General features: G+C 68.8%; 23 protein-coding genes and 1 pseudogene. 8 read left to right on the forward strand and 16 right to left on the reverse strand.

Annotated features, from left to right (window positions below):
- The first annotated feature begins 5 nt into the window (after positions 1 to 5).
- Genes ACIP63_RS34465 through ACIP63_RS34475 form a run of 3 tightly spaced genes read left to right on the forward strand, consistent with a single transcriptional unit; the run spans position 6 to position 3015 of the window.
- Positions 6 to 293, forward strand: a complete 288-nt coding sequence (locus tag ACIP63_RS34465; protein ID WP_401523859.1) for a YciI family protein — start codon at positions 6 to 8, stop codon at positions 291 to 293.
- Entirely contained in the window at positions 290 to 1402 is a 1113-nt protein-coding gene (locus ACIP63_RS34470) for a zinc-binding dehydrogenase (RefSeq protein WP_401523862.1), read from the forward strand. The genes ACIP63_RS34465 and ACIP63_RS34470 overlap by 4 nt, the downstream gene beginning before the upstream one ends.
- Positions 1399 to 3015, forward strand: a complete 1617-nt coding sequence (locus tag ACIP63_RS34475) for an FAD-dependent oxidoreductase (RefSeq protein WP_401523865.1) — start codon at positions 1399 to 1401, stop codon at positions 3013 to 3015. The genes ACIP63_RS34470 and ACIP63_RS34475 overlap by 4 nt, the downstream gene beginning before the upstream one ends.
- Positions 3016 to 3838: 823 nt before the next feature.
- Here ACIP63_RS34475 and ACIP63_RS34480 read toward each other — a convergent pair.
- A complete protein-coding gene (locus tag ACIP63_RS34480) occupies positions 3839 to 7582 on the reverse strand; it encodes a hypothetical protein (RefSeq protein ID WP_401523868.1) in 3744 nt (1247 codons plus the stop codon).
- Between the two features lie 200 nt (positions 7583 to 7782).
- Here ACIP63_RS34480 and ACIP63_RS34485 point away from each other — a divergent pair, with 200 nt between their 5' ends.
- Positions 7783 to 7974, forward strand: a complete 192-nt coding sequence (locus ACIP63_RS34485) for a hypothetical protein (RefSeq protein ID WP_401523871.1) — start codon at positions 7783 to 7785, stop codon at positions 7972 to 7974.
- Positions 7975 to 8225: 251 nt separating this feature from the next.
- Here ACIP63_RS34485 and ACIP63_RS34490 read toward each other — a convergent pair whose 3' ends face one another.
- The 7 genes from ACIP63_RS34490 to ACIP63_RS34520 form a co-directional block, all read right to left on the reverse strand.
- A complete protein-coding gene (locus ACIP63_RS34490) occupies positions 8226 to 8948 on the reverse strand; it encodes a type I-E CRISPR-associated protein Cas6/Cse3/CasE (RefSeq protein WP_401523874.1) in 723 nt (240 codons plus the stop codon).
- Positions 8945 to 9796, reverse strand: a complete 852-nt coding sequence (gene cas5e / locus ACIP63_RS34495) for a type I-E CRISPR-associated protein Cas5/CasD (RefSeq protein WP_401523877.1) — start codon at positions 9794 to 9796, stop codon at positions 8945 to 8947. Before cas5e ends, ACIP63_RS34490 begins: the two co-directional genes overlap by 4 nt.
- Positions 9793 to 11142 (reverse strand): type I-E CRISPR-associated protein Cas7/Cse4/CasC, encoded by a 1350-nt coding sequence (locus ACIP63_RS34500; RefSeq protein ID WP_401523881.1) that lies wholly within the window; start codon positions 11140 to 11142, stop codon positions 9793 to 9795. Before ACIP63_RS34500 ends, cas5e begins: the two co-directional genes overlap by 4 nt.
- Complete coding sequence (gene casB / locus ACIP63_RS34505; RefSeq protein ID WP_401523884.1) at positions 11139 to 11720, reverse strand: type I-E CRISPR-associated protein Cse2/CasB; 582 nt, start codon at positions 11718 to 11720, stop codon at positions 11139 to 11141. The genes ACIP63_RS34500 and casB overlap by 4 nt, the downstream gene beginning before the upstream one ends.
- The gene (locus ACIP63_RS34510; protein ID WP_401523887.1) at positions 11717 to 13255 is read right to left on the reverse strand and encodes a type I-E CRISPR-associated protein Cse1/CasA; all 1539 of its coding nucleotides are present in this window, start codon (positions 13253 to 13255) and stop codon (positions 11717 to 11719) included. The genes casB and ACIP63_RS34510 overlap by 4 nt, the downstream gene beginning before the upstream one ends.
- A 1031-nt stretch (positions 13256 to 14286) precedes the next feature.
- Positions 14287 to 14616 carry a DUF6233 domain-containing protein gene (locus tag ACIP63_RS34515; RefSeq protein WP_401523890.1) on the reverse strand — a complete coding sequence of 110 codons (330 nt, stop codon included), beginning with the start codon at positions 14614 to 14616 and terminating at the stop codon, positions 14287 to 14289.
- 5 nt (positions 14617 to 14621) lie between these two features.
- Positions 14622 to 14975 carry a hypothetical protein gene (locus tag ACIP63_RS34520; protein WP_401523893.1) on the reverse strand — a complete coding sequence of 118 codons (354 nt, stop codon included), beginning with the start codon at positions 14973 to 14975 and terminating at the stop codon, positions 14622 to 14624.
- 235 nt (positions 14976 to 15210) lie between these two features.
- Between ACIP63_RS34520 and ACIP63_RS34525 the strand changes: the two genes are divergently transcribed.
- The 3 genes from ACIP63_RS34525 (at position 15211) to ACIP63_RS34535 (ending at position 16938) form a co-directional block, all read left to right on the forward strand.
- Positions 15211 to 15468: a hypothetical protein gene (locus ACIP63_RS34525; protein WP_401523895.1), complete on the forward strand. Its 258-nt coding sequence runs from the start codon at positions 15211 to 15213 to the stop codon at positions 15466 to 15468.
- 8 nt (positions 15469 to 15476) lie between these two features.
- Entirely contained in the window at positions 15477 to 15845 is a 369-nt protein-coding gene (locus ACIP63_RS34530) for a hypothetical protein (protein WP_401524158.1), read from the forward strand.
- A 478-nt stretch (positions 15846 to 16323) separates the two neighbouring features.
- A complete protein-coding gene (locus ACIP63_RS34535) occupies positions 16324 to 16938 on the forward strand; it encodes a hypothetical protein (RefSeq protein ID WP_401524160.1) in 615 nt (204 codons plus the stop codon).
- Here the strand turns inward: ACIP63_RS34535 and ACIP63_RS34540 are convergent.
- Positions 16924 to 17103, reverse strand: a pseudogene (locus ACIP63_RS34540) (ISL3 family transposase); the annotation flags it as partial. The gene ACIP63_RS34535 and the pseudogene ACIP63_RS34540 sit on opposite strands and share 15 nt — an antisense overlap.
- A 240-nt stretch (positions 17104 to 17343) precedes the next feature.
- Here ACIP63_RS34540 and ACIP63_RS34545 point away from each other — a divergent pair.
- The gene (locus ACIP63_RS34545; RefSeq protein WP_401523898.1) at positions 17344 to 18042 is read left to right on the forward strand and encodes a hypothetical protein; all 699 of its coding nucleotides are present in this window, start codon (positions 17344 to 17346) and stop codon (positions 18040 to 18042) included.
- 623 nt (positions 18043 to 18665) lie between these two features.
- Here the strand turns inward: ACIP63_RS34545 and ACIP63_RS34550 are convergent.
- From ACIP63_RS34550 to ACIP63_RS34580, 7 genes are all read right to left on the reverse strand, one after another.
- Complete coding sequence (locus ACIP63_RS34550) at positions 18666 to 19823, reverse strand: integrase (protein ID WP_401523901.1); 1158 nt, start codon at positions 19821 to 19823, stop codon at positions 18666 to 18668.
- Positions 19823 to 20362 (reverse strand): hypothetical protein, encoded by a 540-nt coding sequence (locus tag ACIP63_RS34555; protein ID WP_401523904.1) that lies wholly within the window; start codon positions 20360 to 20362, stop codon positions 19823 to 19825. The genes ACIP63_RS34550 and ACIP63_RS34555 overlap by 1 nt, the downstream gene beginning before the upstream one ends.
- Positions 20363 to 20634: 272 nt before the next feature.
- The gene (locus ACIP63_RS34560) at positions 20635 to 20787 is read right to left on the reverse strand and encodes a hypothetical protein (protein WP_401523907.1); all 153 of its coding nucleotides are present in this window, start codon (positions 20785 to 20787) and stop codon (positions 20635 to 20637) included.
- A 176-nt stretch (positions 20788 to 20963) separates the two neighbouring features.
- Positions 20964 to 21452, reverse strand: a complete 489-nt coding sequence (locus tag ACIP63_RS34565) for a DUF6882 domain-containing protein (RefSeq protein ID WP_401523909.1) — start codon at positions 21450 to 21452, stop codon at positions 20964 to 20966.
- A gap of 355 nt (positions 21453 to 21807) precedes the next feature.
- A complete protein-coding gene (locus ACIP63_RS34570; protein ID WP_401523911.1) occupies positions 21808 to 22119 on the reverse strand; it encodes a recombinase family protein in 312 nt (103 codons plus the stop codon).
- Positions 22116 to 22385: a hypothetical protein gene (locus ACIP63_RS34575; protein WP_401523914.1), complete on the reverse strand. Its 270-nt coding sequence runs from the start codon at positions 22383 to 22385 to the stop codon at positions 22116 to 22118. Before ACIP63_RS34575 ends, ACIP63_RS34570 begins: the two co-directional genes overlap by 4 nt.
- Positions 22386 to 22711: 326 nt before the next feature.
- Complete coding sequence (locus ACIP63_RS34580) at positions 22712 to 23254, reverse strand: SMI1/KNR4 family protein (RefSeq protein WP_401523917.1); 543 nt, start codon at positions 23252 to 23254, stop codon at positions 22712 to 22714.
- Positions 23255 to 23462: the final 208 nt, after the last annotated feature.

Below are 23462 nucleotides of genomic sequence, written 5' to 3' on the forward strand. Positions count from 1 at the left end.
AGCACATGACCACCTTCGCCGTCACCTACACCTACGCCGAGGACTCGGCCCCCGCCCGGGACGCGTACCGCCCCGAGCACAAGGGCTTCCTGGAGAGCCAGTTCGACGCCGGCCGCCTGCGGGTCTCGGGCCCGCTCGGCCCGGACGGTGCGCCCGGCGCCCTGCTGGTCCTCGATGCCGGATCGCCCGACGAAGTCATGGCCCTGCTGAATCAGGACCCCTTCCACCGTGAGGGCCTGATCGCCGAACGCACCGTCCGTGAGTGGCAGATCTTCTTCGGCGGTGTGAAGTGACCGCCGAGACCCCCACCCGGACCGCCTCCTCCATATCCGCCGCGCCCGGATCGCGCCGCACCATGCGTGCCGCCTGCACGGTCTCCAAGGAGACGATCCGTTACGAGGAGCGCCCCGTCCCCGTCCCCGGACCCGGCCAGGCGCTCCTGCGTATCGAGACGGTCACCCTGTGCGGCACCGACCTGCACATCTGGGAGGACGACTACGCCACCGAACTCCCCATGGTGCAGGGCCACGAGTTCTGCGGCGTGATCGAGGAACTGCCCGATCCGCACCCGGGACTGGCGGTCGGCGACCGGGTCGCCGTCTCCCCGATCCTCGCCTGCGGCAGCTGCCACGCCTGTTCCATCGGCCGCGACAACGCGTGCGACCGGATGTCCGTGTACGGCTGCTACGACGTGGAGGGCGCCCTCACGGAGCTGATGGCCGTCCCGGTCACCAAGCTCTTCCCCGTCCCCGAGGCGCTGCCCGCCCACCTCGCCTCGCTGTGCGAGCCGGCCAGCATCGCGATGCAGGCCGTCAACCGGGGCCGTCCCGTCGCGGGAGAGAAGGCGCTTGTGCTGGGCAGCGGCCCGATCGGCTTGCTGTGCACGCTGTACCTCACCTCGCTCGGCGTCGAGGTCGTCGCCGCCGACACGGTACCGGCGCGCTGCGCCCTCGCCCGGGGGTTCGGTGCCGTGGACACGGTCCTGATCGACCCCGCGGTGCCGTTTCCGGCCCCACACCAGACCGAGCTGCTGACCACGTGGACCGGCGGCCACGGGCCGTCACTGGTCTTCGAGGCCACCGGCGCCCCGGCCTCCCTCAACAACGCGCTGCGGACGGTGGCCACCGCGGGCCGGGTCGTCGCCGTCGGCATCTCCGACCGCGAGGTGACCTTCTCCATGCGCACCCTGCCGGTGAAGGACATCGACCTGCTCGGCAGCCGCAACAGCCAGGAACTGATCGGCGAGGCCGCCGAACTGCTCGCCCGGCACCCGCGGCAGGCGGAGGCGCTGATCACCCACCGATTCCCCTTCGACCAGGTAGCCGAGGCGTTCGAGACGATGCGCTCGGCCACCGGGACTGTGGGCAAGGTCGCCGTCGACATGCCGGGAGCCGCCGCGTGATCACCACTCCGTCGGCAAACCTGCGGGGCCGCTACGACGTCGTCGTGGTCGGCAGCGGGGCGGCCGGGCTGGTCACGGCCGCCCGTGCCGCCGAGGCCGGCCTGACCGTGCTCGTCCTGGAGAAGGGCGAACGGCTGGGCGGCACCTCGGCGGTCGGCGGCGGCGTCATGTGGGCGCCGTGCAACCACCTCATGGAGAAAGCCGGGCACCCGGACAGCCAGGAGGCGGCGGCACGCTATCTGCGGGCCGCCACCGAGGGCCGGATGACCGACAGTGAGATCGACTGGTACGTCACCACGTCGGCAGCCGCCGTCCGCTACCTCGACGAACGCACAGATGTCCGCCTCACCCCCCTCGCCCGTCCCGACTACCACCCGGAATGGGACGGCGCGGCCACCGGACGCGGCCTGGACAACGAACCGTTCGATCCGGGTCCACACCCGGGGCTCGCCGAGGCCCTGCGCCGCCCCACCTACTTTCCGCTGATCAGCATGAACGAACGGGACGCCCTCAAGGGCGCCCCCGTCGACCAGGGCCTGCTCGCCGAACGCCGCCGCTCCGGCGTACGCACCATGGGCGGCGCCCTCGTGGGGCGGCTGGTGGTCACGGTCCTTCGGCACGGCGTGACGCTCGCGGCGTCGGCGCGGGTCACCGGACTGGACCGTGACAGCGACGGCCGGTGGACGGTGACGCTGCGCGAAGGCGAGGCCCGGGTCACGGCCGACCGGGTCGTCCTCGCTTCCGGAGGCTTCGAATGGAACCCGCAGCTGCGCGCCGCCTATCTGCCCTTCCCGGTCACCCCGATCAGCGCGCCCACCAACGAGGGCGACGGGCTGCTGCTCGGGCTGGCCGCGGGTGCGGCAGTCGCCGACATGACGGCCGTGTGGGGCGTGCCCGTGATCACCGCCCCCACTCAGCGGTACGACAGTCTGCCATCGGGCCGGATGGGCAACGTGGAGCTGACCCTGCCCGGCTCGGTCATGGTCAACGCTCAAGGCCGGCGATTCGTCAACGAGGCCACCAACTACCACGACCTCAACCGGGCCTTCGGCAACACCGACCCATGCAGCGGACGACGCGCCAACGCCCCGGCGTGGCTGGTCTTCGACCGGGCCTACCTGGACCGGTACGCGGTCGCAGGCTCCACTCCGGGGGTGCCCGAGGAATGGATGGTCGCCGCAGACACCCTCGCCGGCCTGGCTCGCGCCTGCGGCATCGACCCGGCCGGCCTCCGCAGCACGCTCCAGCGCTTCAACGCTGACGCCCGTACCGGCGACGACAACGAGTTCGGGCGCGGTGCCAGCGAGCAGGACCGGCACCTGGGCGACCCTGCCAACGCCCCCAACCCGTGCCTGGCACCAGTGGAGAAAGCCCCCTTCTACGCCGTGCCCGTTCACGCCGGGGTGCTCGGTACCGCGGGCGGCCTGCGCACCGACCTCGACGGGCGCGTCCTGAACGGCCACGGGGAGCCGATCGACGGGCTGTACGCGGCCGGGAACTGCTCGGCGACCGTCTTCCACGACGCCTATCCAGGCGGCGGCGCCACCCTGGGCTCGGCAATCACCCGCGGCTACGCCGTCGGCGGGCACCTCGCCGCCACTGCCGCCACGTGAGGTCCGGGGTGATGGCGACGGCCGGCCGGGTCACCGGTCCGCCTCCTCGTGCGCACGAGACTGAGAGACGCCTGCAGCCGCCGACACCAGCTGTTGCCCGCCGCTGTTGAGCACTGGGCGAGGTCGTGGTGCTTCAAGCGGTATGTGGGCCGGGTCGGATTCAGCTGAGCGATAGGAGTTTTTCTCATTCGGTGAAAATCACGCGGAATGGCTCTTTCGAATGACAAACTGTCTCCACGTCCACGACGGCAACGATATCCCCGTGCTGCCCGCATCCGCCGGGATGGTCCCAGGGTGGAACCGAAGGTGAACGGTAGGAGAGCGTGTTCCCCGCCCCCGCGGGGATGGTCCCGGCGTCAACGTGGAGTCGCGCGGTGGAGAGGGTGCTCCCCGCCCCGCGGGGATGGTCCCATCGGAGATGTCACCGACTACCCGCAGCCTTCCTGCTCCCCGCGCATGCGGGGATGACCCTAGGGCGTGGACGATCCGGCCGGGCTCGTGCCGCTGCTCCCCGTGCACGCGGGGATGGTCCCGACGGCCAAGCCGAAACCGGGCTGCTCCCTGCGCCCGCGGGGATAGTCCCCTCACGTGCGCTACCGCGACACGGAGTACACATGCTCCCCGTGACGTGGGGGATGGTCCGAGGTCCCGGATGTGCCACTTGCGGCGCTGCGGGTGCTCCCCGCGCGTGCGGGGAGGGGCTCGAGAGGAGAAGGGCGATGCGTGCTTCCTGTGCCCGTGGGGGGCCCGGCCACGCTGCGTTTTTAGTGTGGTCAACCTTGGTGATGCTCTGGCTGTACCGCCTGCGGGCTGCGCCAGGTCATCAGGTTCGGGAATCGTGCGATGCGCGTTGGTGGACCATGACGATGTCTCGGACGGCGGCAATCGCTTCAGGGGCGAGACGAGCCAGAACTGGGATCGCGTGATGCCAGCCGGCAGTAGCCAGGGCGTGGTGGAGAAGCTTGATGGGCGCCTCGTTGTCGGGGCGGGTGGTTGAGGTCACCTTCAGTGCCAGGTGCTGGATGGCGTGGGTGAAGCGGTCTGTGCCGATGGAGTCAGGGACGGGGCAGAGGCGGGAGGGGACGCGGGCGAGGTGGGATGCCACCGCGGTCAGTGCCGCCGCCTTCTGATGCGGGGCAGCGGGCAGCGCGGCCACCCGCTGGGCGGTGGTGGTGTCACCCAGGGCCGCGTGGAGTACTGCCAGTGCGGCAGTGGGAAAGTGTCTGGTTCCACGGCTGGCCAGGTCTCCTGCCAGCCAATCCAGTTGCCGGCTGGGTTCTTCTCCGGCACCGATGCGCAAGAAGGCCTCCAGAAGAACGCCTTCGGGATGCCAGGACTGCGGGCTACTTCGCGCTACTTGCTCACGCGCCTCCTCCATGACTGCCAGGAAGAGCGACTGCTGTGTAGAGGGCAGGTGGACGGCAGCCGGGAGAAGCTCTGCCAATGAGGTCAGCGGACCTTGGCTGTGGATCGCATGCCGTGCGGCGTCCAGGCGCTTCAGCAGGGGATCGATCAGTTCGCCCGCCGCTTCAGGGTCGTGCGTCGCGAGTTCCGCGGCCACCGCGATGCGCGCTGCTTGGTCGGCCTTTCGCCAAGCAGCTCTCCCGCCCGCACGGTCGGGCCGCTTGTGCTGCGTGATCAGGTCCAGGGAGCGCTCCACCTCACTTGCACACGCCAGCGCCTGCGCAGCGTAGGCCCAGCTCGCGTCGGACGTGGCTGCGGTGACAGCCGCACGGGCTGCTTCCCGTGCGTGGTGGCGAGCTGGGGCCGACTGGCTGGAATCCGCATAGGCCAGGGCCATGGCGGCGTGCACGCGCACCCGGTCGGCCGGGTGCTGCACCAGCTCCAGCAGCGGCTCAGGATTGGAGGCCGCATCCGTACGGATCAGCGCACCTGCCAGGTCCGGCAGCCATGCGGGACTGCGGTCCATTCCAGGACCAGCGGCGGGCAGGAGGGCCAGCGCCTGCTCCAGGTGGTGTTCGGCGTCATCGACGGCGCCGCGATCGGCGAGGTGGAAGGCCTGGTCGGCGAATGCGCCGGCCTCGGAGAAGGCGTGGTCTTCATCCTCGTCGGGGGCAGATTGTTCCGGCTGGTCCGCCGGCTCCAGAGGTAGGGCGCGTTGCCCGAGTTCCAGCACACGTGCCGCTGTTTCCGGTGGTGCCCCGACATCGGCGACGGCCTGGGAGAGCGCGGTCAGCGTGTGCCGGAAGCCGAATTCGATATGAAAGGCATCCGCTGCCGAAAGCAGCCCGGCGTCCGCGTGCAGCGTGCGCTCGAGATGCTGGCACGCCGTGGCCACGAGCTGCTCGGCCTGCGCCGGCCGATCGTGCGCCACGAACGAGGCGGCGACAGCGATCACGGAGACGTTCTCCAAGGTCGGCGCGTCCTGCCACACTTCAGCCGCGTGCGCCAGGACGCGGTCGTGGAGACGGTCCGCGCGATCAGGGGCCACGGACACCACCGTCTGCCAGAGCTGAACGGCTCCGGCTGAGGCGCCTCCCTCGGCCGGGTCTTCTGCGGCGAGCGTCTCAGCCTGCTCTTCCAGCTCGTCCAGGAGTTCTGCCGCGCGCTCCGGGTGGTCCGGTGCCAGCAGGCGGGCGGCCTGCGCCCAGGCCTCGTTGCGGTCCGTACTCGTGCCGTGTGTGGATCGGAGCAGAGCGCGCCCGTCCTCGTACCGGGCCTGGAGGTCACGGCTCTCGATCGGCTCCTGGGCCGCCTCCAGCAGGGCGAGGGCCGCTTGCGCTGCTGCGGCCTCTGCTTCGTCTGCGGCGTAGCCGAGTCGGTCTGCTTCCCGCAGCGCCACACGTGCCCACTCGCCTGCTTCACGGGCAGTACCGGCGGCCCGCTCGTCGTCCATCGCCTGCAGTACGCGTGCCACACCGGTCAGGCTCAGGGTTTTGTCGACGGCGTTCCCCGACGCCCTCGCCAGGGCGCGGGCACGCTGCGCGTCGCCGAGCCGGGCGACGGTCCGCGCCACGGAGATCGGCAGAGGTTGTGCGCGGGCCAGCAGCAGCTCCCGAGAAGCGGCAGCCGCTGCCGCCTGGGCAACGACATCCAGCGGCGGCGAGTGGTCCCTGCCGGAGGAAGTGATGAGGTCGAGCTGGGCGAGGGCGACATCAGCCCCGGAGCCCTGAGCGAGGCGGAGTTGGCGCTCAGGGTCGAGGACGAGGGCCGCGAGTTCCTTGGCGCGTCCCTTCTCGTGCAGCAGCCGGGTGTAGCCGGTGAGGAGATAGTTCGGGGTGTCCTCGGGCCAGCCCTCGTCCCGGTACTGCTGGGCCCAGCGGTCCAGGTCGTGGGTACGTTCGGTGAGGAAACGCCTCCCCAGCTCCTCGGACGCAGTGGCGTGGAGTGTGCTGTGGGCCAGCACGAACGCCTGCCGGCCGGCTTCGGCCTCCGCTTCCGCCCGTACGTCCAGGGACAGGCGGTCGGTGCGGGTGGGTGCCATGGATCGGGCGACCACGGTACGGAGCTTGCCCTGCACGTCGTACGGCGTGATCGCGAGGAGTTCGCCCAGGTCCGCAGCGGTGAGCGCGCCTCGTGCGGCGACGAGCAGCCCCAGGAGGCGCCGGCCGATGTCGCGGTCGTCGAGCAGGGTGCGCAGCTCTGCCATGGCGGCGTCCCGGATGACCCGTGCTGCGGGGGAGTCGGCCAGCCGCCTGACGACGGCGGGGTCCCGCAGAGGGTGGTCGGGCGCCAGGATCACCGGAACGCGCGGGTGGGGCCGCCCGGTGACGATGACACGCATGCCGTACGGGGGGACCTTCGGTAGCAGCCCGGCGATGCCCGGATCGTCGAGGCTCACGTCCGCGTCCTCGTCGAGCCCGTCGACGATCAGCACCAGGCGTCGATGGCGCTCCGCGCACTCACGAGCCGCTGCCTTGTACAGCGGCTCGAGGTTCGGTTGCTTACGATCCACCGCAGGGCGACGGCGGTTCCCCGCTGCACTGGCCAGTTGTTCACTGACCGCTCGCACGAAACCGTCACGGCGGTCGGTGCCCAGGCGTCCCGCGATGACGTAGTGCGCGACATCCACCCCGGCGGGCAGTGCCTGGGTGGCGAACCAGGCCACCAGAGCGGTCTTTCCCGCCCAAGGACCCGCCTGCCACCACAGATAGGCCGGGGCGCCCTCAGGAGCCGTGACGAAGGCCTGCAGCTCCGCAACTTCCTCCTCCCGATCTTCGAGATCACCGGGAAGGACATCCAGGAGGGCCTGGGAAGGCCCACTCAGCAGACGCCCCCGGGAAGCCGCGTGCACGCGCGGGCCACGGCCCCCTTGCCCGCTCCTGCTGACGTCCTGTGCCGCTTTCAGCAATCGCCCCCAGGTGCCTACAGCCGGCCCGCGGAAGCCCGGTGAACGTTGCGCCGCGCGGTCCTCCAGGAATGGGATCAGGACCTGCATGACGTACTTGACGTGCTCCGGCTTCCTCGGGGGCGCTTTGCTGAACCAGTCACCAAGACTCGACTTGGAAACCTCGTGGCTGTGCTTCTTGGCGAGGCGCATCAAGGGCCCGTATCCCAGCCCGTGATGGCCGCCGGCGGCTTCGTACAACTCCTTCAGCTTGCTCATGAAGGTCGGCGCCTGTCCGGCACCGCTCGGTCCACTGTCCGCGGAAGACTTCTCCGGACACATTCTCATTCCCCCTTGACCTGCGTAAACGCCGCTGATTCACGCCCTCTGGACATCGCCGGACGCTGCCCGGAAGGCGGATACCTATGGGGCCGCGCCCGGCGGAGAACGCCACCGGGCGACAACCCGAAGGAGCCCACATGTCCGTCCTGCTGACCGCTCTGGAGTCCGTGCTTCAGGAGGCCGCCACCCTTTCCGCCGCGACGGGCCTCGCCTACACGGGAGCCGTTGTCGCGGTGGCGGCCTCATCCGTCCTCTTCCGCACCTCGCAGCGCCGGCGCGACGCCCGGGCGACGCTGGCGATCCTGATGCGTCGTGGCGGGAAGCGGTGACCCCTGGGGGCCTGGTCTCGGCGGGTCCTCAGGGCCTACTCTCGGCCACTGCTGATGCTTCCCGCCTGTGCGGGAATGGCCCCCGTTAGGAGCAACCCCTCCATGGGCCCCGCATGCGCGGGGATGTTTTCCACCAACGCGCTCCACCTGCCGGTAGTCGGTCTTTATGCGGATGACAACGCATCGTTGTGCGCCGTCCTGTGGAACAGGATTCGATCCGGCTCCACAGGACGCCCCCGCCGAGGTCGCACTCAGCGGGCCAGCACCAGTCCGCAGCTGTAGGCGCGCGCGTGGCCGAGGCCGTTCGACAGGACTCCCACCAGGGTTTCCGGGTCGGTGACGGTCAGGGAGCCGCGGATCTCGGCGCGGCCGATACGGACCTGCTTGCTGCGGTGGGCGCTCGAGACCGTCGGCAGCATACGGATCCCCAGGGTGTCGGGGTCGGCGGTGGCGCCGATGCGGGCGACGCCGTCCTCAGCGTTCGCCGGGTCCCCATCGGCCTGGAGACGCCGTGAGAACCACCGCTTCACGTGCTCCGGCGTGGTGTGAGCGGTCCGTATGCCACGCGCCTTCTCCGAGGCGGGCTTACCCGACGGCCTGCTGCGGGTCGGGTTGACGACCGTACGGAAGCCGAAGACTTCGCCCGCTTCGAAGGCGCGGTCGACGGTGATGATGTGCGGCGCCGCGGTGAAGGCCTCACGCGGTATACGGGCCCAGTCACCCGGGATCCTGGACTGCACGACCAGGACGAGGGCCGCCGCCTTCAGGTCCACCGACCACGTCGACAGGACACCCATCTGGGCGCGCGCCTCGGGTTCGCCGTCCTCGACCCAGCCTCGGAAGCCGCTCATGACGGTGCGGTGCATCTCCTGGGCATCGACCAGGGACTTCGCGACCAGAGGATGGCGGGCGTTCAGCGAGAGGACGGAGTGAGTGGCGACGAAGCGGGCCGTCGAGGCCCGTGTGCTGTTCACGGGATGATGTCCCATCCGGTTGCGGTCGGTGCGATGGTGATGCGCGTACGGGTTTCCCAGCGCGTGACGTGAGCCCGGTGGGCCGGATCGAAGCTGACCGGCTGGTCGTTCACCTGCAACGCGCCGCGAGTGCCGGACGGCGCCTGGATCCATGCCCAGGGGCGTCGGCCCGAGGAGTCGGGCCCGTCCGGGCCGGGGAGCAGGAGTTTGCCGGCGAACGCGGTGGCGATCGTGCCGGGCAGGATCTCCGCGGCCAGGGTCCCCGAGGGCGGGCAGGACTTCCGGCCGAGCCACAGCAGCCGCTTCGGGTGCTCCAGGGCGTACGCGATGTCCTCCAGCAGTGCCCGGTCCTGGTGCTCGAGCCCGACGACGAATGCCGCGTCCGACAGATACCAGCGCTCCGTGATCATCGCTGAGCGCGACAGCTCGGCCGAGACGAGAGCCCCGGACACAGGGTCGGCCGTGATCTTCTTCGGCGCCCCGTACCAGCCGGCCAGCTCGTGGTGTCCGAAGCCCGGCCCGACTGCCGCTGCCATGCTCGCGGCGACCGCCGCAGCACGCCGGTGATCGGTGATGACGTCCCGCGGCCGCAGCGGGAACCGGCCGGCGCCGACCGTGTGGTAATCGCGCACCGGGGTCCCCGGATGGTCGGCGCGGACACCGAAGACGAGTGCGGCGAGGTCGTCCACGGGGTCGGTCCGGTCCCGGCCGAGGGCCGCCGCGCACAGGCCGATGACCGCCGACTTGGTGGGGCGGACGTGTGAGTCGCGGTGGGCCGCGAATCGGCTCGCCACTCCCCAGGACTGCAAGGGAGCTGCGAGCCGCACGAGCAGAACGTGCGTGGTCACGCCGTCAGCTCCCCGGCCGAGGCCACGGTCACGGCGCCGGTGTCCTTCATGGTGCCGAGGAGTTCGTCGATCCGCGGGTCGTACGTGAGGACGCGCGCGGCCTGGATGTCGGGCCGGCGCCGGCTGACGAACGCGTGGTGCTTCAGCAGCCGCTTGACCGCCGCCGGGCCGGCCGGGCCCTCGCCGTCCTTGTCCAGAGGGCTCTCGTCGATGGGGGCCTGGAAGGCAGCCGCGTAGTTGTACGGGCGCTCGCCCTCGAAGGCGAGAACCAGGGCCGGCAGCGAGCCGGTGGAGGCCGTCGAGTTCTTCTTCGCTTCCGGGAAGGCGTCGACGAAGGCGGTGACGAACTCGGCCTCGGCCGCCACGGACGCCTCCTCGGCCTCCTGAGCGGTCATCCCCGCCGCCTGAAGGTTCCTGCGCAGTCGCAGGCGGTCGAGGACCGCGTGCCGGTAGAAGGTGCCGGTGATCAGGGACTGGTAGCCGGTCATGCCGGCGCCGGCGTCATCCGCCGCGTCGAGGAAGTCCAGCGCGTTCTTCTTGCGATCGAGCTTCGCGTCATCGGCCGCCGCGTAGAAGTCGTCGACCTGCTCCGCCTCGTGCACGGTGAAGGCGTGGCTGCTCTGGACGGCGCCGTCGACGTTCGGGGAGTCCGCGATCTCGGCGAGGAAGCGTCCGTACAGGGCGATGTCGATGGCGTCGCGCGGGGCGAGCGCGGTGAGGACCGCTGCCCGGGTCGCCGCCGGCACCGCGGGCAGTTTGGCATCGGCCGCGGGGGTCTCGTCCGCGTTCGGCTCTTCCTGTCCGCCGCTCTTGCGGGCGCCCTTCTTCCCCTTGGCCGCGACCGCCGCGGTCTGCGCTGCCACGTACTCCTCGGTCCAGGACCGGACGGACTCGGACTGCTCGTCGATGTGCGCGGCAATGCGTGTGCCCGCGTCCGCGGGAGCGAACAGCAGCACCTTGGTCAGATTCGCGACGGTCTTCTTACCGGGGTCCCCGAATTTCAGGCCGGTGGCCTCGATGACGGCGCGTGCGGTACGGACCGCTTCCTCCTCCTCCCAGCCGTGCGCGGAGGCGAGCGCACGGGCGGTGATCAGCGCCCATTCACGAGTCCGGACACCGGTGCTGTGGCCGGCGAGGGCGCCGAGGCCCGCATTGGCCCGGTCACGGGTATGGACGCGCTCGGCCCTCCGCCGCGCCTGACTGGTGATCATGTGCCGTTCGGTGCCGCCGTAGACGATCGACTTCGGAGCCCCGTTCTCGTCACGCACGGGGAGGACGGCCACCAGGGTCTCCAGGAGGTGCAGGGAGAGGAACTGGCTGCCGGTGGACGAGGCATTGCTGGTCACGTGGTGGAGTCCTTCTGGAGGGAGGCGGCGGCAGTCGAGGAGGTGGGCCGTTCGGCGGGAGTACGGGCTGGAGGCATGTGGAAGGCCACACCCCACTCGTACGGAACGCGGGCTCTGCGGTCGTGCCACCGGTTCAGGTCGTCGACGAGCCGGGCCCAGGACGGTGGCTGTTGGTCGCAGGCCCGCAGGCGTGCGACGGCGTGCTGCAGATGCCGCCAGGGGATGCGACGGCTGGACACGATGCGGTCCACCAGACGAGCTGCGCCCGGGTTGTCCGGCCCTCGTCCGGTGCCACTGCCGATGCGACGGGCGGCCTCGCCGAGGCTTCCGTACCCGAAGGCCGGCTTCGACCGTCCTTGGTGGTAGACGGCGAACAGGAAGGCGACCTGGCCGTAGACCTCGCGTTGCGCCTCGGTGGGGCTGAACCAGAGGGCCCGGAAGTGGGGCTCCCGATGGACACGGGGACGCCGGAGCTCGGCGAGACTCGCATAGTCGTGGTTGTGGACAAGGCTGGCGAGCCAGGCGGTGAGCGCGGCGCTGCTTTCACTGGTATCGGGACCTGTGCCGGTGGTGGTCATGAAGTCTCCCCTCGGAGTTCGGCCGGGGCCTTCGGCATGGCCAGCTCGTCGTCGAACCGCCTCAGAGCGGCGGCCCGGGCCTTCGCCCCTTGCGAGTTCCTCGGCAGCGGGTCAAGGCATTCGGCGAGGAACCTGCGGGCGGCGGTGGCGACGGTGGCCGCGTACTCGTGGAGGGAAGCCTGGACGTCCTCTCCCAGCGTGGTTTCCTCCATCAGCAGATCGAAGGACTCTCGCGTAGCTGCCCAGTGCTGACCACGGGCGTCGAAGCGCGCGATCTGGTTCGTCTTGTCAGCCGGCTTGGGGTTCGGGTAGGCCACGGTCCAGGCCGCGTACGCCGCCTTGGACAGAGCGGACGCCACGAACTCCGCGATGTCCGAACCGCGGTAGGAGGCCAGGTACAGCCTGGCCTCCAGGCCGGGGGCGAACGGGAAGGTGCCGTCCACCCATGCGATGGCCGTTGTCTGCTTGGCCACCAGCCCGACCGTCCACAGGTCGATGCGTCGCGCGGGCTGCTGACCGGGCTCGGGGGCGACGTCCTCGGCCGGGAAGAGCGCGAGCCTCCGGTAGAGGGTGCCCCCGTCGTTGCCACCCGCTTCGGAGCGTGCCTCGGCGACGGCCGCGTAGAGGGCGTGGGCTTGCCGCCAGACGGCCCGCGTGGCCGAGGCCCACAGCGGCTTCCTGGTGCCGTCGGCCTTCTTGGCGTATACGGCGTCCTGCAGGTGCTCGTCCGTCAGCGCGAGCAGCTCGCCCGCGCCGAGCAGTACGCGGTCCACGTGATCCCCTGCACGGGTCGGGCGGAGCAGGACCGACCGGCCGAGATAGCTGTGCAGGTCGGCCGGGCCGGCGACCGGGCGGCCGCTCGGTTTGGTCTTGAACCCCCGACGCTCCTTGCCGGCGGTCCAGGTGCGGTTCAGCTCACCCGGAGGGCCGGAGACCGGAGCGAGGTTGAGGCGCAGCGTCTCACCGAGGCTGTCCCCGAGCGCGAGCACCCGGATGCGGGTGCCGAGGCGGGTGGCGGCGAGGTTGGTGATGGTGGCGCCGAGCGTTTCCTTGCCGGAGATCCTGGCGCGTCCGGCCGGACCGTACACATGCTGGGTGAGCATGGCCCGGAACGCCTGGGCGACGGGGAGCGGGTCGGGATGTTCCAGGTGGTGGTGGTCGAAGAACTGGTTGTAGTCCCCGACCCGCTCGATCACCAGCTGCGCGGGCCCGGCCCCGTGTTCGTCGAGGAACGGAGCGAGGAGGGAGTTCTGCCCCAGGGGTTCCACGGGATGGAACAGGTCCCAGACCTCTTCTTCGGGACGCTGGGAGAGCCAGTCGGCGGCGGGCCGGAGCGCATCCTTCCGGTCCACCCAGGCAGGCCACTGCGTGGCCGACTCCGGATACGTGCCGGAGGCGTAGCAGATGGCCAGCAGGAACTCGATGACCGCGACCTTCTCTCCCGGCGTGCCGCCTTCCACACTCCGCACGGCATCGGCATCGTGGAGCAGCTCCACCAGGCTCAGGTCGACGAGCCGGTCGTCCAAGGTCAGCACAGGGATGCAGGGGGATTCCCGGGGGTCCCACCGGGGGCGTATGCCCCCGTTACGCAAGGCGCCCAATTCATCCACGCTCTTTCGTCTCCTCCTTGCTCATAACGGTTGCCCGCTCGAACGAGACAGGACGCTAGCAGCCCGAAGTCTCCGGGACGGCAGATTCCGAGAATCCCAAACTCACTGCGCGTAACAGCAGTTGAAGGTCGTATGGCGGCTGAGAGCGTGCGTCAGCTGGTGCACAACAGCTGTCCCGGGTGACACACTCGCAGGGCAGCAAGGGTGCTCCCCGCACCCCCCACCCGCACCACGCGGGGATGGTCCCCTGGATCACGGACACCTGGACAGCATCGGCCTGTGCGCCCCGCACCTGCGGGGACGGGGCCGAGGGAATGGCGCCGGGCCCCGGGTGGGCGAGGTGCTCCCCGTCGCAGTGGGGATGGCCCCAACGTCGTCATCACGATGAGCGAGGGCACGTAGTGTTCCCTGCGCCCGCGGGGATGATCCCGAGCCGATGTCGCTGTACGGCACGCGGTCGCGGTGCTCCCCGCGTCCGCGGGGATGGTCCGATCTGGGACGCGTAGAGCGCCTGGCCCGTGCCGTGCTCCCCGCGCCGCGGGGGTGGGCCCAGCGCATCGGTGACGAGTCCGCGGATCACGCTGTGCTCCCCCGCGCCCGCGGGGGATGGTCCTGGAAGGGAACCGAAGGTGAGCGGCAGGAGAGCGCGTTTCCCCGCCCCGCGGGGATGGCCTTTCCTGCACGCCGGTTAACGGAGCCGGAAGGCACGGTGTGCTCCCCACCTCTTGGGGATGGTCCCAAGGACCTCCGCGCCGTTGCGGCTCTGATGCCGTGTTCCCCTTAACCGTCGGGGGATGGCCCGATGGTGGTGATCTGCTCGACCAGGCCGGTCAGATGCTCCCCGCGCATCCGCGGGGATGGTTCCAGGACCTGCCGAATCGGCATCTCGTGCGCCTTGTGCTCTGTCCCGGGGGAGGCCCGGGACGGGCGGGCACCTCGATACCGGGGCCGCCGTCTTACCCGAGGCCGGTCTGCGGATTGCAGATCTGGCAGGCTTCGATGTCGGGCTCGGCCAGCGCGATCAGGGCTTCCTCCCGGCTGATGTAGCCGAAGTCGTTCTTGTACAGCGTGCAGGCCCCGCGGTGGAGCAGCGCCTTGTCGCTGGAGCGTTGCGGCTGGATCTTCCACGACTGTTCGGCCCGCGCCTGCTCTCGCCGGCGCTTGTCCTGCCGTTCCTCCGCTTCGAGCTCGCGGACCCTCTGATCCGCGCATCGCAATTGCCAGGCGAGGTACTCCCGCGTCGCCCGCCATTTATCCAGGCGGGATATGGAGCCGGATTCCGACATCGAGCTCAGGCCGCCTCGTCCACGGCTGGCTGCTCGCGGGTGTGCTTGAGCGTCATCCGCCCTTGAACCACCTCACCGCGCTCCAGCGTCGACCAGAACGGATGCGTCGACACGACGGCACTCAGCTCCAGGAGCTCGTTGCGCAACCGGGCGATCTCCTGATGCTGGTCCTCGGTGTAACCGCGGCTGTCGGGCTTTGAGGCGTGGTAGCTGCTGTGCAGCTGCTTGTCGCTCTCCCAGCCAGACATCGGCTCGGCCGACCATGGCAGGCCTCGGGAGTACTGCTCGTAGGCGGACCAAGCCCGATGGAGCGCGAGCTGGGCGTCGCGCAGGTCCTGGGGGAAGTCGTACGTGGTCACAGGTGAATGGTACGTCTGTTCGAATTACTGGAGCCAGTGTCGCGCCTCGTGTGGAGGTGTTCCTGGGGGCGTGGCGCTGTAGTCGGCGGATGAGCGCTGTACATGACGGCTCGATGCAGCGTGGTCGCGGGTCGGGCGTCGACGCTGTCCTGTCGCGCTGTGAGGGAAATGGCGAGCACCGGTTACGGTTACGGGTACGTACCCGTAACCTGGTGAGATGGGAAGGAGCACGATGATGTCTGATGCCAATGTCCGGATCCCCGAGGAGGCCAAGGATCGCCTTGCCGCCATCGCGGCTGCGGAGGGTCTGTCGCTACGCGCCTATCTGGCCCGGCTGGCGGAGACGCTGCTGACGCCGGCGGAGCGTGCCGAGCGTGCGGAGAAGGCTCTGGCGGCGTTGAAGGAGTGGAGCGGCTACGCCCCGACTCCTGCGGAACAGGACGACCTGGATCTCGAGCTGGACCGTCGTCTGGCGCAGGTGGCCGGCCGGTGAGCGACGCCATGCACATCGTCCTGGATGACACGGCGATGGCCGCAGCGGGGCAGGGAAACGTTCTGGCCTCACGGCTCATTCACCGCGCTCACGCCGAGCCGGGCTGGTTCCTGTACGTTCCGGCGTGCGCGCTCGTCGAGGCCGATCGTGCCCGGCCCGGTACAGCGGAGCACCTGGCTTCCCTTCCCGGCATCACCGTCCTGGATCTGGACCTTGCCGCGGCGCTGGCCGTGGCCCGGCGAGAGACCTGGGCGACCGCCCACAGCCAGTACGCGGCGCAGCCCACCCCGGACCGTCCGGACGGGGCGATCATCGCGACGACTGCGCCGGGCCGGTGGGCCGGTGAACCGGTCCGGGTCCTGGATCTCACGTCCTGAGCATGCTCCGGGAGGCACGCGGCCCGTCTCATGCGGCGGGCCGCGTGCACCACCGGGTGGGGCGGAGGTACTGGCGTCGGACGATGGCCAAGGCCGGCCATTGATGGCGGGTTGCTTCGTGGCCGTCGATCCACCGGGTGGCCGACGGAGTCTTCAGGGGCAGCGCGGCCATGAAGTGGGCGAGGTCGACAGCGCATTCCGGATCGGTGAGGGCGGGCGAGGCTGAAAACCTGCATTTCCTATGACAAAGCTGTCCTGCCTGTCTTCCCGTGCTCTTCACCCTTCCAGGCGTGCGACGCGGAAACGGACTGGCTGTCTCGGATGACAGACTCGCATTTCAGGAAGAGCGCGCTCCCCCCGGCCTGCGAGTGGCCTTGTCGAGCAGTAGCGGTTCTGGTCCAACTTCTGTGACAGGTAACGCTGCGTCATTTACCCAAGCCTCGGTGGTAGGCCGTATGGATTGTCAGGGGTGAGTGTCATGATCGGGTCTGTGGAGCGTTACACGGCTGATCAGATCCAGGGACTCACCTTCGAAGAGCACGTGCGGGCGCGTCCGGCGATGTATTTCCGGGTCGGCAGGGCCAGCCCTGAGCTTCCGACGGAGGTTCTTCAGCAGGTGATCTGGGATGCGCTGCACCACCGCGACGGCACGCATGGCCAGATCAGCGTGGAGATCGGATCGGACCTGGACTTCACCGTGGAGGATGATCAGCGCCGTATCTCTGACGAGCACGGAAGGCCTGTTCCCGGATTCTTCGACTCCCTCATCGACAAGGAGAGATGGGCGCCGGCGGCCGCAGCGGCCCTCAGCGTTCGTACGGTTGTTGAGGTATGGCTCGACGGGCGGGGCTATCGCCAGGAAATGGATGGGACGACAGCGATCGGCACCTGGGAGGAGTTCGCCACCTCCAAGGCATGCGGGACGCGGACCACGTTCCACCTGGACCCGTCGTACTGCGGCCCCGATGAGGCCATCGCCTGGTCATTGCTCCCAGAAGAACTGCACGGTCAGGAGTGCGAAGCGCGTCCCTCACCGGTGACCTTCCCGATTCGTGATCTGCGCGCAGGGGCCGAGAACTCAGCCAGCGAGTAGGACTCGTTTTCTCGGGAGCGCAAAGCCAGCGCGTCCGTACATCTGCCCTTGAGCATTTTGATCCGGTTGACGTGGCCTTCGACGACTCCGGAGCTCCAGGGCAGGGTCATGCGCGACGGTGACGGCGGCGAGGTCTCGTTCGAGGCCGTTGGCGAAGGCGTGGAGGCTGGGCAGGTCGTCGGCGCGGACCACTTCGCCCAGGGGGTGGCCCATGTCGTGGATCGGTGGCGCGGGGGATCGGCCACTACCTCTCCACTCGTGGGGTTGATGATTCGAGCGCCGCGGACGATCACGCGTGCCCGTCGTCCTGGTGACTGAGTACCGAGGGAGTGGTTTCAGGACGGGCCGACCTCCTGGCGACGTTGATCGGCCACATGGCCAGGCCGCGCAGGCTTCAATGGCGCTATGACCACATCATCGATAGCCCCAGCCCTGCCTCCGGAAACGATCGCGGGCACCGCTTTGCTGGAGGATGTCCTTGCGCGTCTGAGCGAGCGGCGGCCGTTGTTCCATTCTGAAGCTGATCTCCAGCACAGCTTTGCCCTCGCGGTGAGCGAAATCGCGCCGGAGGTCAGGTGCCGGCTGGAGGTCCCGGTGCGTGGGATCGATGCGTCGGAGTACCTGGACCTGCTGTGCCTGGGACCAGCGAGCCGTACAGCCATTGAGTTCAAGTACGTCACCAGGCGGTGGGCGGGCACAGCAGGGGCGCCGGCCGAGGAGTACGCCTTGCGTGGGCACAACGCTCCGGACGTCGCCCGTAGGGACTTCCTGCGTGATGTCGGAAGGCTGGAGCGCTTCTGCGACCGCGAGGACCAGAATGGGCTGGCCCTGCTCATCACGAATGAGGCGTCCCTCTGGCTCCCCAGGCAGCGCACAATGCCGACCAGGGACGAGGAATTCCGCATTCACCACGGCCGCGAACTGAGCGGAACCCTGCTCTGGGCAGGCGGCTCATTCCCGGGCAACACCCGGGTGCTGCGCAGCGCATACACGCTCGCATGGCGCCCTTACGCGCACTTGGAAGGCCCAGGAGGCGAGTTTCGCTGCCTCGCGGTCTTCATCACCCCAGCCCCAGCACAGCCCTCGCAGCCGCACGAGGCGTAACCCCAGCAGAGGGCTCTACACGCGACCAACGCGTCCGGCAGCCCGGCATCGCCCCACGCAGCCGTGCCGGGGCATTGACCGCAGTGGCGGGCACGGTTGGCGATCGCCCCTGTACGCGGAATCACCGAGCAGTATGCCGAAGTTTTGGCCACCGCCGCCCCCTTCCCATTCCTCGACTGCGTGGCACTGGGGGCGGAGGCCGCTTCAACCGCTTCCACCTGTCATCTGAGAGATCACCCCGCCCCGCACGAACGGTCCGTGGCCCTGGCCAGGCGCTCTGCGGATGGTGACTACGATCTCCCTGGCTGATGCCGCGGCACGGCTCGTGACCTGATGGCCTGACGGCATCATTGGATTCGCGCCTTTGAAGACTGAGCAGCAAACGGCGGAGCTCTGGATGAGGCCCCCTCAGGAGTTCCGTGGAAGAGCGGGTTTGAGGTTATGTGGCTGTAAGGCGCGTTTTGCCGGAATCAATGAAAGTAATGCAGGACGGCTCACTCGGATGACAAACTCGCAGTTCAGCAAGAGTGCTCCCCGCGCCTGCGGGGACGGCCCCGCCGAACGGGTTGGCCTGGGGGCATCTCTGCCCCGTACCTGGCTTCCGGCGTCGGACACAACCGGAGTCACGCCAACTTCTCGCGCCGATTCGCTTGCACCTTGAGCCACGGATTCTCCGCCCTGGACTGGGCGCGGTCCAGATACTCCCGCTTCACGACCGCCGAGCCCGGCTTCCACCGGCCCTGCTTCGTCGGGTCCCCGCCGGCCTCCGCGATGGCCTGAGCCCCGCCGCGACGCAGTCCGTGGGCGGTGATCTGCTGCCAGTTCCTCGCACCGGCCTTGTGGGCACGGCTGCGGACCCAGTCGTTGATGGCGTCCCCGGTGACGTAGTCACCGCGTTCCTTCACGACGGCCCGGTTCTGGAGAGTGCCGCGGGAGGTGAGGGCCCGGAAGAAGGCGCCTTCGTGTACTCCGAGGTGGTGGAGGGCGGTGAGCCAGTCCCTTACGGCCGCGACAGGATCGAGAAGCGGGTCGTCTTCGGCGGGGATGTCGGTGTGCTCACCCCTGGCTTCCTGGTCGGTCTTGGACGACCGGATGTGCAAAGTCACGAAGTCGTCGTCGACCGCCACGTCGGCGATGGACAGGTCGGCGAGCTCGATCCTGCGGTTGAGGGCGCCCCGGCCGAGGAGGAGCATGCACCGGTCACGACGCCCTGCGATGGTCCGCAGGTCGCACGTGGCGACCATGGCCCGCAGCAGTTCGTCCGTGATCGGGGGCGCCTTGCGGACCGCAGTTCGCTTCGCCCATGTCTTCTTGTACTCGTTGAGCATGCCCCGAGCCTGCTTCGTGCCAGGCTTCTGGTCCTCGGGCATCCAGGTGCGGATGGCGGACATGGCGGCGTTGATGGCGTTCGGGGAGCGCCCCAGCTCGATGAGGTGGGCGACGTACTCGACGTAGGTGGCGGTGGTGCACGGCCGGGCGACACGGCCTTCGCCGACGCACCAGGCGGCGAACTTGTTGCGCTGGGACTGGTAGTTGGCGCTGGTGTTCTTGGGCGCGGACTGGTTCTCCAGCCGCTCGGCGGTCTGCTCGGAGACGTACAGGTCCCGCTCGGTGTACGTCGGCTGGTCGGCCTCGGTGGGGAGCCCCTGGCCGGGATAAAGAATCGTGTGTCGGTCGACCACCGGGCGGGCCGCCGGACGCGTCTGGATCGCCGCGGGGAGGTGGTGGCTCTCGTCCACCAGCTCCGCGTCCACCACCTCCGAGCCGGTCTCGTGCTCCATCACGCTGCCACCTGCTCCTGCTCTTCTGCCCACTTCGCCAGTGCGCCGAAGTCGTCCGGAAGGAGGCCCAGGCGCGGGTCCACCCAGTGCAGGAGCGCCGGAGCGCCGTGGTTCTTCCGGACCCACTCGCGGTCTTCCTGGCCCAGCTCATCGTCGACCCAAGCGAACGGGCGCCCCTCGGCGTAGGCGACCAACGCCCGTGTCTTCCAGTGCAGTCGGGCGCCCTGCTGCGGCCTCATGGTGGGCCAGTCGACGAAAGGAAGCATGGGCAGACCGAGGTGCGGTCCGATCCAGTCGTTCGCCTCGTTCTTCCATGTGGTGGCCCACACCAGCTCGTAGGGCAGCGCCAAGAGGTCTGCCCCGTGGTCATGGTTGAGCCAGACCCGCAGGGGCTTGTCCCACGGGTTCTCCCAACCGGTCGGGCGCATGCGGTGGGTGCTGTACCCCGCCGGCCGCCTCTGCGGCGCGGCGGCGTACGGATTCAGAGGGCCGTCCACATCGAGCAGGAGCAGCGGACGCCCATCCCCCTCGTTCCCCATGATCCCTCCCAGCGAAGCAGCCACGTACAAGGGAAATTATACGTGGGTGATCATGAGACGTTCCCTTCGCACGGCCGAACGCTGGGACGAAGGAACAGTACTTGGAGCTATCACGCAGGTTGCCCCTGCCGCGACCATCCGACAGAGGCAACACTCGAACAGTGCGATTCTTCGCTGTGCGCGATCCTAAGGAGCGGCGCCGACCTCGAGAATCTGCTCGGCGGGCGAACTGGCTTCCACGGTGAGTATCACGCCGCCGTCATGCTCGTCTTTCAGCCGACCACGATGCCTTCCATCATGGTGTCGTCGCCGAGCTGCCACCGCATTGGAGAGCCGATGACGTCTTCTCGGCTCATCTTGTCGTGGATCGTGGGCTTCAGCGGCACGGTGAACCGGAGGGGGTCGGTAGAGCTGGCGTCGGTCACAAGTCCCCCTGCATGAGGGGCGATCAGATGCATGTGAGCGTATCCAAAACCAGACCTGCCGATCCCTCCGCCGCTTCCACATGTTCGAGGCGTTCGATTCTGCTGTGAGAGCGATCCTTAGCTTGCCGTGCAACGTCCGGCGGCCAGCACCAGCAGTCTGGGAATCCGTGCAACCGTCACTGTCGCTCGGCAGCGAGCGCCAGGTCATGGATCATGAAATGGAGTTGCACGTCGTCCATTGACTCCGCCCACAGTCCCTCGGCGTCGAGCACGGAGGCCGCGACCATCCGAGCCTCAGCGACGAGTTCGGGGTCGTACGTGAAGCCTGGCCAAGGAAGGACGGGGTAGTCGTTCTCCTCGCCGAACTGCCGCACCCTCTCCATGTCGCCCAGGGCGGCGTGCGGGAGTGACTCGTTCGCCCAGGACCACAGCCAGGTCTGCTGGGCAACGCTGACGCTGCCGATCATTGTGAGTCGGCCTGTGAGGAAAACCTTGCCGCCGCGCGACCAGGTGATCTGCGCGTCGTCCATCGACCAGTCGTATTGCACGTCTCCGGACAGGTCGAAGCGCTCGAGCATGAGTGTCTGCCGCGAGCGGGCACGCTCCCGAGCCGCGAGCACGACCGCCTCCCAGCCGGAGTGGTCATGCTTCGAGCGGTCGTCCACGTTGCCTCCTCGTGCAGAACAGTCGGCAAGATCCTGCCACCCCGGCCTATGGCCAGGATTACCGGGCCTGGACTTGTCAGTGTCCGGATGGACCACGTGTCGCCTGCACGGTGCCCCTCGGCTGAGAGAAGCAGCCGAGGGGCACCGCTGTCAGCCTACGCGCTGCTGCTTGTCGTGTGGGATGGCGTGAGGGTGACCGATCAGGGGTGCCGGGCGGAGCCGGCCTCGGGACTGATGGGCTCGCATGTTGAGGTGCCGCCAATTCCCAGGCGAGCTCCACGGGTGGCTACTGAGTGTTACTGCGGTTCGTAGCAAGCTGGGCGGGCTGTCGCCGATACGACAGCCCGCTGTTGGATCAGCCTCTCCCCTGATTGCCGACCTCATTGAGCATCCGCAAGGCGTCTTGGGTGCGCAGAAGCCTTGAGACGTGCGACGGGTACCAGCAGCTTCCTCCTCCCGGAGTGGGCGTGCCCAGTCGGTTCAACTCGGTAGCTATGTCGATTAACTTCCAGCCATGAAGGCGGAATGTCACGACTTGCGAAAGAACGAGGTCAGGGCATATCCGTGGTCTTCCCAGCCGGACTCCGGCGGCTCGCTTGGCAGCAAGGGCCTCGATGGTGCGTGCAGAAATGAGGTTGCGACTTCCAACCGACGAACGGCTGCTCATACGCAGCCGTCCTCGGCCTGCGCACCGGGCGTGTCGGAAGCGTTGACTGGCGTGCCGGGCTCCGAGACAGCGGGGTGCTGCCGGAAGCGGGGCGTAAGGACCGCCCAGTCCCGAGGGTGGAACGCCTGCGCAACGGCGGGTGCGGCCTTGAGCCCTTCAAGGCCGTGCCACTTGGCGATGAGGAGGTTGAACAGCAACCAGGAGATCCACGCCATGAAAACGAGGAGCACTGGCGCTGCAAGGACAAGTGTCCAGCGAGTGTCCATGATGAGTGCTCCAGAGAGTCGACTGTAGATGTCTCAGTGATCTCCGAAGCCGCAGCAGTGACTGGCTTGTCACGTTGCGTCCACCGATCTTGCCTGTTTTACCTGCGGGCGGTGTCCTCCCGCAGAACGGGCCGCGCGCTAGCGGACCGGCTGGGCTCGCTTGCCCAAGCAGATGACTTCCATGAGGTCATGCTGGCACGCCTGTTGGCCGTTTCCACTAATCGGTGCTGGCTTTGCCCATGGGTACGGACAGCGAATGTTCACCGCTTCGGGAGGCACCCTAAATTCGAACAGGCCGTGATCTGTGACCGGTCGGTAAGGAGCGTTCAGTCCCACCAGTCGTTGCCGGTGTGCCAGCGCTGCACCCACTCCTCAAAACCCCATGCCTCGTCGCCGGGCGCCGGGACGGCGCCGACGTCGGCGATCATCCACACCTCGCCGCGGCGGGGGCCAGCGGTCAGCAGCAGCCAGAACGACTGTCCGTCCTCGCACCCGAGAACGATGGACCCTTTGTTGAATGTGGCGTCGATCCGTGGGTCATCGGCGTCGACACTCTCATCGTCCTCCCACGGCCAAGCTGCCCTCAGGGGGAACGGTTCGCCTGGCTGTCGTGGGCCGAGGTCAGGCCAGGTGTCGGGCAGCCAGCCGAGCGGCTGGAGACCGCCGTCGCCGGCGGGGCCGAGGCTGGACCCGTTGCTGATCTCCGCGATGAATGTCCTGTACGGCTCCGGGAGGACCACCCGGTTCTCCTGCTCCCAGTCCGCGACGGCTCCATGCCCGAGCGCCGGCTCGCGCCATTCCGGCGGAAACGCGGAGCGCAGGAAGTCGAGAGTGGCTTCGGCGGGACGCTGATCTCGTATGTCTGTCACGGCAGCATGCTGACAGAAAGGGCTGACACCACATCGCGGTTGCCTCCCCCCGGGACTGTGCTGCCCATGTCATGAACATCGAACAGAGTCGGAAGCAGGTGCCTCTTGAAGTGGGGGTCTGGCTCACTTTCCGTGGAGCATGCACGCTGAGTGACGGTTGTCAGGCGATCGGAACCTGGCGAGGTTGCCCGGAACTGACCTGTACCGG

The organism is Streptomyces sp. NPDC088746 (assembly GCF_044751065.1).
Lineage (GTDB): Bacteria > Actinomycetota > Actinomycetes > Streptomycetales > Streptomycetaceae > Streptomyces.